The organism is Amycolatopsis stemonae (genome assembly GCF_054781455.1).
This window is the reverse complement of sequence record NZ_BAAGUJ010000009.1, coordinates 1-12,324: the sequence shown is the minus strand read 5'-3', so window position 1 is coordinate 12,324 and position 12,324 is coordinate 1. Positions and strand designations below refer to the sequence as shown.

The following is a 12,324-nucleotide window of genomic DNA, read 5'->3' as shown; positions in this document are numbered from 1 at the left end:
GTGTTACAAAGTGCGGGTCGAGTTTGAAACGCAAAGTCCACGAAAGGAGGACGCCATGACTGGGGGACCGGCGTTCGCGCTCCAGGGCCTGACCAAGCGGTTCGGCCGGGTCACGGCGGTCGACGGCGTGTCCGTCGAGGTCGCGCGCGGCGAGGTCGTCGCGCTGCTCGGGCCGAACGGCGCGGGCAAGTCGACCACCGTCGACATGCTGCTCGGCCTGACCAAGCCCGACGCGGGGGAGGTCACCGTCGCGGGCGGCACCCCGCGCGAAGCCGTCGACCGGGGGCTCGTCGGCGCGATGATGCAGAACGGCGTGCTGCTGGGGGACGTCACGGTCGGCGAGATCGTCGACCTGGTCGTCTCGACGCACGTGAAGCCGCTGCCGGCGAAGGAGGTGATCGCCCGGGCCGGGCTCGAGAGCCTCGTGAAGCGCCGCTGCGGCAAGCTTTCCGGCGGCGAACGGCAACGCGTCCGGTTCGCGCTCGCCCTGGCCGGCGACCCGCGGCTGCTCGTGCTGGACGAGCCGACCGCCGCGATGGACGTCGACGGGCGGCGCGCCTTCTGGGCGGCCATCCGCGAGTACGCCGGCACGGGCCGGACCGTCCTCTTCGCGACGCACTACCTCGCCGAGGCCGAGGACTACGCCGACCGCGTGGTGCTGATGCGCCACGGCGCCGTCGTCGCCGACGGCCCGGTCGCCGAGGTCCGCGCCGCGGTGTCCGGGCGGGTCCTCAAGGCCGCCGTGCCCGGCGCGGCCGAAGCCGGCCTGCTGGGCCTGCCGGGCGTCACGAGCGTGCAGCTGCGCGCCGGCCGCGCCGAGCTCGCGTGCGCCGACTCCGACGCCGCGATCCGCGCTCTCCTGGCCGCGTACCCGCAGGCCGCCGACATCGAAATCACCGCGCTGGGTCTCGAAGAAGCCTTCCTGGCGCTGACTGCCGAGGAGGCGGCCGCGTGAACACGACCTACCTGAGCCTGGAGATCAAGCGGATCGTCCGGAGCCCGCAGTTCACGATCTTCACCATCGGCATGCCGGCGGCGATGTACCTGCTGTTCGGGTCCATCTTCGGCGACACCCTCCTGGACAACGGCCTGCACTCGAGCACCCAGACGATGATCACCATGGCGGCGTACGGCGCCAGCGGCGGTGCCCTGTTCACCGGCACCCGCGTGGCCCAGGAACGCACGGACGGCTGGCAGCGCCAGATCCGCCTCACGCCGATGCGCGGCCCCGGCTACCTGGCGGTGAAGGTCGCCTCGGCGATGGCCGTCGCCCTGCCGGTGCTCTTGGTCATCTTCCTCGTCGGCTTCCTGCGCGGCGAGCAGCTCGGCCTGGCCGACTGGGGCCGGCTGCTGGTCTACCTGTGGGCGGCCACCCTGCCGTTCGCCGTGCTCGGCCTGGCGATCGGCCTGTTCGGCAAGGGCGACACGGTCGGCGCGGTGACCGGTGCGCTGATGATGCCGCTCGGCATGCTCGGTGGCCTGTGGATCCCGCTCGAGTTCCTGCCCGGCTGGATGACGGCGCTGGCGCACTTCGTCCCGACCTACTGGCTGCGCCGCGTCGGCATCGACCCGTTGACCCACGCCTCCGGGACCTGGGTCGCGGTGCTCGTGCTGGCCGGCTGGCTGGTCGTGCCCGCCCTGATCGTGGTCCGCCGGTTCCGGCTGGACACGGCCAGGCTGTGAATGCTTGTTAACCTCCGTGCAGTACTGAGGGGTCTGCGCGGACGAAGGGCGGGACGGGTGGACGACGAGCCGATGTCGGCGGAGGAGTCGCTGAACCTGATCGCCCAGCAGAACCGGCGCAACCGCCGGGAACTGGGCGGGGGCCCCGCGCGCATGCTCGCGGCGTGGGCCCTCGCCTGGCTGCTCGGCTGGGGTTTCACCTACTTCGCGACGCAGACCTCGAGCGTGCCCGGCTGGATCTGCGGGGTGCTCGTCACCGTGCTGTTCCTCGCCGCGATGGGCTACACCGCGTTCGTCAGCGCGCGGGCCGGCCGGGGCATCCGCGGCCCGTCGCGGACCGCCGGCGCGATGTACGGCTACAGCTGGGCCCTCTCCGCGATCGGGCTCTCCGTGATCGACATCCGGATCACGGACTTCGCCGCGCTGGACTCCGACCAGGTGTCGCTGCTGTGGTCGGGCACCTGGCTGCTGCTCACCGGCGTCATGTACCTCGCGGGCGGCATGCTCTGGCAGGACAAGCTGATGTACGGCCTCGGCGCGTGGATGATCGTGTCCTCGGCGCTGAGCGTGCTGGTCGGCTTCCCGGTGAACTTCCTGGTGCTGACGCTCTGCGGCGGGGGCGGGTTCCTGCTCGCGGCGATCGTGTACTTCGTCCGCGAGAAGCGCCGATGAGCGAACTGCCGCAGCTCGACCCGGTCATCCACGCCCAGGCGCGGCTGCGCGTCACGGTCGCGCTCGCCGGGCTGCACGCCGGCGACCAGATCACCTTCCCGCGGCTGCAGCAGCTCCTCGACATGACGGCCGGCAACCTCTCGACGCACCTGCGCAAGCTCGAGGACGCCGAGTACGTCGAGATCACCAAGGCCTACGAGCACCGCACGCCCGTGACGCTGGTCCGGCTGACCGCCGCCGGGCGCGCGGCGTTCGAGAGCTACACCAAGGCGCTGCACCAGCTGCTGGACGCCACCGGCGGCGACTGACGTGGCTCGCTGGGTGATCCACCTCGACCTGGACGCCTTCTACGCGTCGGCCGAGCAGCTCACCCGCCCGACGCTGGCCGGGCGCCCGGTGCTCGTCGGCGGGCTGGGGCCCCGCGGCGTCGTCGCGGGGGCGAGTTACGAGTCGCGCGCGTTCGGGATCAAGTCGGCCATGCCGATGGCCCAGGCGCGACGGCTGCTGCCGGCCAACGGCGTGATCGTGCCGCCGCGGTTCCGCGTCTACGAACGGCTGAGCCAGGAGGTCTTCGCCGTCGTCACGGCGGTGGCGCCGCTGCTGGAGAAGATCTCCCTCGACGAGGCCTTCGCCGAGCCACCTTCGCTCGTCGGCGCTTCTTTCGACGAGGTCACGGATTTTTGCGCCTCGCTGCGGGCCCGGATCCGCGCGGAGACGGGCCTGGTGGCGTCGATCGGCGCGGGCAACGGCAAGCAGATCGCGAAGATCGCGTCGGACGAAGCCAAACCGGACGGACTGCTGGTGGTCCCGCAGGGCACCGAGCGCGAGTTCCTGGCGCCGCTGCCGGTGCGCGCCCTGTGGGGGATCGGGCCGGTGGCCGAGGGGAAGCTGCGGTTCATCGGCGTCCAGACGCTCGGGCAGCTCGCGGCACTGTCCGAACAGGACGCGGTGGCGACGCTCGGCGGCGTGGTCGGCCGCGACCTGCGCCGCCTGGCGACCGGCTTCGACGACCGCCCGGTGGCCGACCGCGGCGAGACGAAGCAGGTCAGCGCGGAAACGACGTTCGACACGGACATCATCGACCTGCCCACGCTGCGCGCGGAAGTCCGCCGGATCGCGGTGGGGGCGCACAAACGGCTCCTGAAGGCCGAGCGCGTGGCGCGCACGGTGGTGATCAAGCTGCGCCACACGGACATGCACACGGTGACCCGCTCGGAGACGATCTCGGCCCCGACGGACGACCTGGCGGAGCTGTCCGCGACGGCCGAGCGGCTGCTGCTGGACCCGGCGGAGTTCGGCGGCATCCGGCTGGCGGGGGTCGCGTTCAGCGGCCTTTCCGTGCCCCACCAGGACGCTTTGTTCACCCTCGCGGCCCCTGCAACGCCGTCACCGTCGACAGTCGTCTCCGCGGCCCCTGCGCCCGTCGCCGCCCCTTCGGAGTGGCGCCAGGGCGACGACGTGGTCCATGCGGAGTTCGGCACGGGCTGGGTCCAGGGCGCGGGCCACGGCCGGGTGACGGTCCGGTTCGAGCACCGCACGTCCGGCCCGGGCGTGGCCCGCACCTTCCCGCAGACCGACCCGGCCCTGACCCGCGGCGATCCCGGCGACTGCCTCCGCTGAACGATGACTACTCGGCCGAGCAGCCCTGCAGCTTGGCCACTTCCTGGCCCGCGATGAGGAACGCGCCGACGCCGTAGGCCGCGGTGTCCGTGGCGCGAGCCGTCGCCGGGCGGTCGCCGACCGGCTGGACGTAGCCGACCAGGCCGGACGCCTGCAACGACTTCGTCGACAACGCCGTCCAGGCCTTGTCCACCACCGGGCGGTACCGCGCCGCGTCGAGGATGCCCGCGGTGATGCCCCAGCCGATGCCGAAGGTGAAGAACGCCGTGCCGCTCGTCTCCGGGCCGCCGTGGTCCCACGGGTTCAGCAGGTCCGAGTTCCAGAAGCCGTCACGGCGTTGCGTCGCGGCCAGCGTGGCGGCCATCTTCTTGAACACCCGCAGGTATTCCGGGCGACGCGGGTCGTTCGCCGGGAGGACCTGCAGGACCTTCGTCACCGCGGCCAGCGCCCAGCCGTTGCCGCGCGACCAGAACACCCCCGAGCCGGTGAACCGCGCGTCGCGGTACCACAGGCCGGTGCGCTCGTTGAACAGCTTGTGTTCCGACGACCGGAACAGCTGGTCCATTGCGTCCAAATAGGACGGATCGTGGTCGATCGCGCTCATCCGCGCGAACGAAGGCATCGCCATGTTCAGCGCGTCGACGTAGTTCCAGTAGTCCCGGCGCCCCGCCTGCACCGAAGCGACCTCGTCCTTGATGCGCGTGCGGATCGAGTCGAGGGAGATCTCCGGGTGGAAGTAGGTGTACAGGTCCAGGTACGCCTCGCCGGCGGCCTGGTTGTCCGGGAAGAACGGCCGTTTCGGGTCGAGCGGCAGCTGGTAGCCGTTGGCCTGCGCCCACGGCAGCGTCTTGTGGTTCGACTGGCCGGTGGTCCGGACCAGCGCGAGGTTGCCGACGTGGAACGTCGCGTTCTGCCAGTCCGGGGCGTCGAGGTTCGTCCCGTTGGTCACCCAGTAGTTGCCCGCGGCGACCATCTGGCCGGTGATCGGGCAGGCCGCCGATGCCGCCGCCACCGGAGCGGTGAACAGGCTGCCTGCCACCGCCGCGGCCGCGAGCACGCCGAAGCCACGAATACCCGGGAAACGCATGGAAGCGTCCTCCTTAACGATCGGTTGCGGGGGTCCGGGTGGCGGAGCCCCCGGCCAGGGGCGAAGCCCCTGATGTTCCAGCACGTCATGGCGGCGGGTGGGTCGCAGCGAGTGAAGCGCGTCCCGGTAACCGTGTCAAGGTACCGATCACCGGTACGCCGCAACGGTTTCCAGCAGCCGGCGGCACGCGGACTCGGCGCCGTCGGCGTTCTTCGCCAGCACCAGCGTCAGCACCCGGGAGTGCGCGACGAGCGTGTCCGCCGGTTCGCCCTGCGCCCGCAGCGCCGCCACCACCGGCACCTGCAGCTGCGCGATCAACGTGTTCCCCGAAGCGCGGACCAGCGCGGCGTGGAACTGCGCATCGGCGGCCATGAAGGCCGCGGTGTCTTCGGCGTCGGCCATCTGCGTGTAGGCCGCCGCCATCGCCGAAAGCTCGTCGGGACGCCGGTGCCGCGCCGCCATCCGCGCCGCCTGCGGCTCGATGGCCAGCCGCAGCTCCAGCAGCTCGCGCAGGTGCTCGCGGCCACCGGGACCGCCGACGCGCCAGGCGATGACGTCCGGGTCGATCGCGTCCCACGCCTCGGGCGGCAACGTCCAGGTGCCGACCCGCGGGCGCGCGGTGACCATGCCCTTGGACTCGAGCACGCGCAACGCCTCGCGGACCACCGTGCGGGACGCGGAGAACCGGCGGCCGAGCTCCTCGGGGACGAGCGGCTGCCCGTCCCCGAGGACGCCTTCGACGATGAGCCTGCCCAGTTCGTCGACGATGCGCGCGTGGAGGTTCCGCACCGCTACTCGGGCAGGCCGACGCGGCGCTCCCCGCTGCGCAGCTGCTGCAGCACGACCGCGATCACGAGCAGGGCGCCGTGCGCGACGTTCTGCCAGAAGGGGTTGATGCCCAGGCCGGACATGCCGTTGTCGAGCACGCCCAGGATGATCACCGCGAGCACGGTCGAAATGATCGAACCGCGGCCGCCCTTGAGCATCGTGCCGCCGAGCGCGGCACCGGTGACGGCCTGCAGCTCCAGGCCTTCCGATCCGGAAACCGGCTGGCCCGAGCCGGTGCGCGCGGTGATCAGGATGCCCGCGACCGCCGCGACCACGCCGGCGAGGGCGTAGACGCCGATAATGTACCGGTTGATGTTGATGCCGGCCAGCCTCGCGGCCGTGTCGTTGCCGCCGATCGCGTAGACGTTGCGGCCGATGTCGGTGTACTTCAGCAGGAAGTGCAGCAGCGCCGCGACGATCAGGAACACCCACACCAGCGAGGGCAGCCCGAGCACGGATCCCTTGGCCAGGAAGATGAACAGGTCGTCGCCGCCGGTGTAGCCCTGCGACTTGCCGTCCGAGATGACCTGCGCGACCCCCTTGTAGGTGGCGAGCATGGCCAGCGTCGCGACCACCGGGTTGACCCGGCCGAAGATGATGATCATGCCGTTGATCAGGCCGCAGACGATGCCGATGCCGATCGCGGCGAGGATGCCGACCTCGGCGTTGCCGGTCGAGGTGAACACCATCGCCGAGACGACGGACGCGAGCCCGGCCATCGAGCCGACCGAGATGTCCAGCGCGCCCAGGATGATCACCAGCGTCTGGACCAGGGCCAGCAGCCCCATGATGGTGATCGCGCTGCCGATCAGCAGCAGGTTGTTGGTGCGCAGGAAGTTGTCGTTCAGGATGCTCAGCAGGACGATCAACGCGATCAGCGTGATGATCAGGCTCGAGTTCTGCACGCCGATGCCGGTGAGCACGCGGCGCGCGGCGCTCGGCTGGGCCGGCGTGGCGAGGGCCGTCGTTTCCTTCGTGGGGGTACTCATGCGCCGACCTCGCCGGCGCTCGGCGCGGCTACTCCTGTGACATGTGATTCGTTCGCAAGCTCACTCATGCGCCGATCTCCTGGGCTTCTTCCACGGCTGGTTCGGTTTCGGGGATGGCGAGGGTCAGCACGGCTTCCTCGGTCGCTTCGTCGCGGCCGAGCTCGCCGGCCAGCCGCCCGGCGCGCATCACGAGGATGCGGTCGGCGAGCGTCAGCACCTCGGGCAGGTCGGAGGAGATGACCAGCAGCGCGATGCCTTCCGCGGCGAGGCCGTCGATGATCCGGTAGATCTCGGCCTTCGCGCCGACGTCGACACCGCGGGTGGGCTCGTCGAGGATCAGCAGCTTCGGCCGCCGCGCGAGCCAGCGCGCGAGGACGGCCTTCTGCTGGTTGCCGCCCGACAGCTTCCGGACTTCCTGCTCCATCGACGGCGTACGCACGCGAAGCTCGCGTACGTACTCCTCGACGAGCGCGCGTTCCTTCGCGCGCTTCACGACGCGAAAGCGGCGAAGGCGGTCGAGAACGGCGATAGAGACGTTGTCGCGTACAGACCGCTGCATGAGCAACGCGTCAGTCTTGCGCTCTTCGGGCGCGAAGCCGATCCCGGCCTTCACGGCGTCACCCGGGTTGTGCGCGCGGAGCCGCTTCCCGTCGAGTTCGACGGTCCCGGACCGGATCGGCAGGTCGCCGACGATCGCGCGGGCCAGCTCCGAGCGTCCGGCGCCGACCAGCCCGGCGAGGCAGACGACTTCGCCCGCGCGGACCTGCAGCGAGATGTCGTGCACGTCGTCGGTCGTGACGTCGGTCAGCTTGAGGACGACGTCGCCGGTGTCCTGCGTGACGCGGCGCTCGAGCGCCGACAGGTCACGGCCGATCATCATCCGCACCAGGCCGGGCTCGTCGGTCTCCGAGACCTGCTGGACGCCGACGAGCTTGCCGTCGCGCAGCACCGCGACGCGGTCGGCGAGCTGGAAGATCTCCTTCATCCGGTGCGAGACGTAGACGACCGCGACGCCGCTGTCGCGCAGCCGGCCGATCAACCGGAACAACGCCTCGACCTCGTGCTCGGACAGCGACGACGTCGGTTCGTCGAACGCGATCACCTTCGGCGGCGTGGCCGCGGTGAGCACGCGCAGGATCTCGACGAGCTGGCGCTGCGCTGGCGACAGCGCGGTGCCGAGCGTCGAAGGGTTGAGGACACCTTCGAAGCCGTACTCGACGAGCGCGTCGTGCGTCGCCTTCGTGAGCGTGCGGCGGTTGAAGAGGCGCGCCTTCGCGGGGAGTTCGCCGACGAAGACGTTCTCCGCCACCGAAACGTGCGGGATGATCTCGGGTTCCTGGTAGATCACGCGGACCCCGGCGGCCATCGCCGCGCGTGGGGTGTCGAACGCGACTTCGGTGCCGTCGAGGAGCAGGCGCCCGTCGTCGGGACCCTGGTCACCGGAGAGGACGCGCAGGAGCGTCGACTTCCCGGCGCCGTTTTCCCCCATCAGCGCGAGCACTTCGCCGGAGCGGATCTCCAGCGAGACGTCGTCGAGGGCGGTGACGCCGGAGAAGCGCTTGCCGATGCCCTCGACGGCGAGCGCGGGAGCGGAGCTGGACATGGTGATCCTTCGGCGGTGGGGCCCGGACCCGGCACCTTCCCGGGAAAGTGCCGGGCCCGGGAGTTCGGTCAGGTGCAGTTGACGCCGGCCTGCTTGTAGTTGTCCTTGTTGACGATCGTGGTCTTCGCGATCGTCTCCGCGGGCAGCGCCTTGCCGTTCTTCACCTTGTCCACCAGCACCTGGATCGCCGAGCGGCCGACCTCGGCGCCGGAGATGTAGAGCGCGGACTTGTTGCCGGTGTCCTTGCCGGCCGCCCAGTCCTTGCAGTCCAGGTAGGCGCCGAGCCCGACGCCGATGATGTTGTTCGCCTGCACGCCGGAGTTGGCCAGCGCGGTCACGACGCCGGTCTCGTTCTCGTCGTTGCAGCCCCACACGACCCAGTGCTTGACACCCGGGTTGGAGCCGATCACCGCGCCGGAGCGGTTCTGGGCGTCGACGGGGGAGTTGTCGGTGCCGACGTCGATCACCTGGACGTCCGCGCCCGCGGACTTGGCGAACGCCGTCTTCGCGGCGTTGACTCGGTCGGTGCAGACGCTCAGGTCCTGCTTGTAGGCGCTGATGATCTTCGTGTCCGCGGCGGTCCAGCCGGCGGCCTTGAAGAGCTTCCCGGCCTCGGTGCCGACCGAGTCGCCCATCTGGCTGCCGTTGAAGCCGACGAAGGGGGCCTTCGCGCCGGTGCCGTCCTTGATGACGTCGTCCGAGGCGATGAGTGGGATGCCGGCGCTCTTGGCCTTGTCGATCACCTGCGGGCCGATGGCCTGGTCCGGGACGACGATGGCGACGCCGTTCGCGCCCTGCGCGACCGCGGCGTCGAGTTCGGTGATCGCCTTGTTGGCGTCCTGGCCGAGGTTGACGACCTTGAGCTCGACGCCGAGCTCCTTCGCCTTCTCCTGCGCCCCCTGCGCCTGCTCGACGAAGTACTGCTGGTCGCCCTGTTTCTGCAGGTAGTACAGGGTGATCTTGCCGTTGGCGGGCGCCTGCTGCTGCGGGGCGGCGGTGTCCTTGCCGGAGGAGCACGAAGCCATCAGGACACCGGAAATCAAACAACAACCAACAACGCTCCAGGTGTGCAACCTGTGCGGGTATGTGGACATCGAGTGCTCCCATGGGGGCCGGGGACGAGTGTTGCTGGCGGGTTACCGCCGGGTGACTCGTATTACAAAACACCCGTTCGTGGAGCGTCAAGGCGCAGTTAGCGGAGCGAGACCTACTCTCCGTAGTTGCATCGTGGCATGCTCGCCGGTCATTTATCGTATTTTTTCCGGCCTGTCCTGCGCGTTGTCCGGTTTTGTCCTGTGCGAATGTTCTGATTGGTGTTGTCGACTGTGGTGGAAGTTGGTGTTGATCGGGACGCCGTACCTGTCGGGTTCGTCCGGATGGCAGGATGGCCGGACCACGTCCGGAGGGGGACCGATGACGAAGTACCGCGTCGCCGCGCTCGCCGGGGTCGCCGTCCTGGCGGCCGCGTGCAGCAGCCCGCCGCAGTCCGGTCCGGCGCCGACGCCGTTCCTCGAGACGCCTTCCTCCTCGGCCGCTCCGGAGGGCTCGTTCAGCGTCGTCGCGACCGGCGACGTCCTGATCCACCCCGCCCTGACCGAACAAGCCGAGGCCGACGGCGGCGGGAAGATCGACTACCGGCCGCTGCTCGCCGGGGTCAAGCCGCTGATCTCCGGCGCCGACCTCGGGATCTGCCACCTCGAGACGCCGCTGGCGCCGGAAGGCGGCCCGTACAGCGGGTACCCGTCGTTCAGCGCGCCGCCGGAGATCGCGGACGCGCTCAAGGACACCGGCTACGACACCTGCTCGACGGCGTCCAACCACACGATCGACCAAGGCGCGGACGGCGTCTCGCGCACGCTGGACAAGCTCGACGACGTCGGGATCAAGCACACGGGCTCGGCGCGGTCGGCTGCGGAAGCGGGGAAGCCGCTGATCCTCGACGTCCACGGCGTCAAGGTCGCGCAGGTGTCGTACGCCTTCGGGTTCAACGGCATCAAGGTCCCGGCCGGGAAGCCGTGGCTGGCCAACCAGATCGACGTCGACGACGTCCTGGCGGCGGCTCGTCGCGCACGCGAGGCGGGTGCGCAGGTCGTGATCGCGAGCCTGCACTGGGGCGTCGAGTACCAGCACGACCCGACGGCCGAGCAGCGGTCCCAGGCCAAGAAGATCCTGGCGTCCGACGACGTCGACCTGATCGTCGGGCACCACGCGCACGTGGTCCAGCCGTTCGAGAAGATCGGCGGCAAGTGGGTGGCCTACGGGCTCGGCAACAGCGTCGCCCGCCACTCCGAGCCGCGCGGCGACACGGAGGAAGGTGCGGCGGCCCGCTTCCGCTTCGTCCGCGACGGCGACCGCTGGAAGGTCGACAAGGCCGAGTACATCCCGACGTACATCAAGCTCGACGCCCCGATCCGCCTCCTCGACTTGTCGACAACCCCGCCGTCGCCACAGGTCACCAAGGCCCTGGCCGACACCGACAAGAACATCCTGAGCCTCAAAGCGGACAAAGCCGGCCTCACCCGCCCCGGCAAGTAGAGGCTTCACGCGTGATCAGGGAGGCATCACGCGTGATTGGGAGGGCATCACGGTGATGCCCCGCCAATCACGGGTGATGCCCGTCCAATCACGCGAGATGCCCCTCTGATCACGCGTGATGCCCGGGTTAGTGGGTGCGGGTGGTGATCAAGCGGGCCAGTGCTGCCAGTTCCGCGCCGGCTCGCGGGGCCGGGTTGACCGCCGCCAGCTCGCGAAGTCCCTTTGCCAGCAAGGCTTCGGCTTGGGCTTGGCTCCACTGGCGGCAGCCCGCGGCTTCGACCAGGGACGCCGCGTGGGCCAGCTCGGTGTCGTCGAGCGGGTCCGTGCCGCTGTAGAGCGTCGCCAGCTCGGCGCCCGACGCCGTTCCGGAGGACAACGCCGTCACGACCGGGAGGGACTTCTTGCGGTTCTGGAGGTCCGAGTACACCGGCTTGCCGGTGACGGCCGGGTCGCCCCAGATGCCGAGCAGGTCGTCGATGTGCTGGAACGCCAGCCCGATCGCCCGGCCGAACGCGCCGAACCGCGGCACTGCGCCGGGCCGGGCGCTGGGCAACGCGCCGAGTTCGCACGACGCGCCGATCAGGGCCGCCGTCTTGCCGGCGGCCATCCGGGCGCACTCCGCCGGCGTGACGTCGTCGCGCTGCTCGAAGTCGAGGTCGGCGGCCTGGCCCTCGAGCAACTCGAGCACGCCCTGGGACAGCAGCTTCGCGCCTTCGGGCGTCAGGAGCTCGAAGGCCACGCTCAGCAACGCGTCCCCGGCGAGCACGGCCGGGCCGGTGCCGAACACCGTCCACGCCGTGGCGCGGTGACGTCGGGTCGTGTCGCCGTCCATGACGTCGTCGTGCAGCAGTGAGAAGTTGTGCACCAGCTCGACCGCGACGGCCGCGGGGACGGCGTCCGCCGCGTCGCCGCCTGCCGCCTCCGCGCACAGCAGCACCAGCGCCGGCCGCAGGGCCTTGCCGCCGTCGCTGCGCGTGGCTTCGCCGTGGGCGTCCCACCAGCCGAAGTGGTAGCCGGCGATGCGCCGCATCGTTTCGGGCAGCCGCTCGGCGGCCTCGCGCAGCGCCGGCTCGACGAGGCTCTTGCTCCACGCCAGGACGTCCGCGACGGGCCGGGCGGGGATTCGCGTGTTCATGGCCGTCATGAGCTGGGGGTGTGCTGGTGGTCGGTGATGGTCACGGGGGGTCAGCTTTCCCGGCCGAGTTCGGCGTTTTCCAGTATTGCGAGGGCGTCGGGGACGAGGACGGCGGCGGAGTAGTAGGCGGAGACGAGGTAGGAGATGATGGCTTGGTCGGAGATGCCCATGT

The 12,324-nt window shown here is 70.4% G+C and carries 12 protein-coding genes and 1 pseudogene; 6 read left to right on the top strand and 7 right to left on the bottom strand.

Translation table 11 applies throughout. From position 1 onward, the window contains the following. Positions 1-55: 55 nt before the first annotated feature. From ACYVLJ_RS29720 to ACYVLJ_RS29700, 5 genes are read left to right on the top strand one after another with little or no spacing between them, the layout of a single operon-like run. Complete coding sequence (locus ACYVLJ_RS29720; RefSeq protein ID WP_460441141.1) at positions 56-955, top strand: ABC transporter ATP-binding protein; 900 nt, start codon at positions 56-58, stop codon at positions 953-955. Then, entirely contained in the window at positions 952-1,683 is a 732-nt protein-coding gene (locus tag ACYVLJ_RS29715; protein WP_460441140.1) for an ABC transporter permease, read from the top strand. Before ACYVLJ_RS29720 ends, ACYVLJ_RS29715 begins: the two co-directional genes overlap by 4 nt. Positions 1,684-1,740: 57 nt before the next feature. Further along, positions 1,741-2,355: a hypothetical protein gene (locus ACYVLJ_RS29710; RefSeq protein ID WP_451981577.1), complete on the top strand. Its 615-nt coding sequence runs from the start codon at positions 1,741-1,743 to the stop codon at positions 2,353-2,355. Beyond that, on the top strand, positions 2,352-2,663 hold the full coding sequence (locus tag ACYVLJ_RS29705) for a transcriptional regulator (protein ID WP_086671694.1): 312 nt from the start codon (positions 2,352-2,354) through the stop codon (positions 2,661-2,663). The genes ACYVLJ_RS29710 and ACYVLJ_RS29705 overlap by 4 nt, the downstream gene beginning before the upstream one ends. Before the next feature lies 1 nt (position 2,664). Continuing rightward, complete coding sequence (locus ACYVLJ_RS29700) at positions 2,665-3,975, top strand: DNA polymerase IV (protein WP_460441139.1); 1,311 nt, start codon at positions 2,665-2,667, stop codon at positions 3,973-3,975. Between the two features lie 7 nt (positions 3,976-3,982). On the opposite strand, the gene ACYVLJ_RS29695 is transcribed toward ACYVLJ_RS29700, so the two are convergent. The 5 genes from ACYVLJ_RS29695 to ACYVLJ_RS29675 form a co-directional block, all read right to left on the bottom strand. Further along, complete coding sequence (locus ACYVLJ_RS29695) at positions 3,983-5,062, bottom strand: glycoside hydrolase family 88 protein (protein ID WP_460441138.1); 1,080 nt, start codon at positions 5,060-5,062, stop codon at positions 3,983-3,985. A gap of 147 nt (positions 5,063-5,209) precedes the next feature. Continuing rightward, positions 5,210-5,851, bottom strand: coding sequence for a FadR/GntR family transcriptional regulator (locus tag ACYVLJ_RS29690; protein WP_451981568.1), 642 nt, complete (start codon positions 5,849-5,851; stop codon positions 5,210-5,212). Positions 5,852-5,853: 2 nt separating this feature from the next. Beyond that, entirely contained in the window at positions 5,854-6,879 is a 1,026-nt protein-coding gene (locus ACYVLJ_RS29685) for an ABC transporter permease (protein WP_460441137.1), read from the bottom strand. 64 nt (positions 6,880-6,943) lie between these two features. Next, on the bottom strand, positions 6,944-8,482 hold the full coding sequence (locus ACYVLJ_RS29680; protein WP_460441136.1) for a sugar ABC transporter ATP-binding protein: 1,539 nt from the start codon (positions 8,480-8,482) through the stop codon (positions 6,944-6,946). A gap of 68 nt (positions 8,483-8,550) precedes the next feature. Next, a complete protein-coding gene (locus tag ACYVLJ_RS29675; RefSeq protein WP_451981559.1) occupies positions 8,551-9,525 on the bottom strand; it encodes a substrate-binding domain-containing protein in 975 nt (324 codons plus the stop codon). Positions 9,526-9,895: 370 nt separating this feature from the next. Here ACYVLJ_RS29675 and ACYVLJ_RS29670 point away from each other — a divergent pair, with 370 nt between their 5' ends. Continuing rightward, a complete protein-coding gene (locus ACYVLJ_RS29670; RefSeq protein WP_460441135.1) occupies positions 9,896-11,017 on the top strand; it encodes a CapA family protein in 1,122 nt (373 codons plus the stop codon). 127 nt (positions 11,018-11,144) lie between these two features. Here the strand turns inward: ACYVLJ_RS29670 and ACYVLJ_RS29665 are convergent, their stop codons facing one another. Together ACYVLJ_RS29665 and ACYVLJ_RS29660 are read right to left on the bottom strand one after the other, a co-directional pair. Beyond that, positions 11,145-12,161 carry a family 2 encapsulin nanocompartment cargo protein polyprenyl transferase gene (locus ACYVLJ_RS29665; protein ID WP_460441134.1) on the bottom strand — a complete coding sequence of 339 codons (1,017 nt, stop codon included), beginning with the start codon at positions 12,159-12,161 and terminating at the stop codon, positions 11,145-11,147. A gap of 41 nt (positions 12,162-12,202) precedes the next feature. Continuing rightward, a pseudogene (locus ACYVLJ_RS29660) lies at positions 12,203-12,324 on the bottom strand (hypothetical protein); the annotation flags it as partial.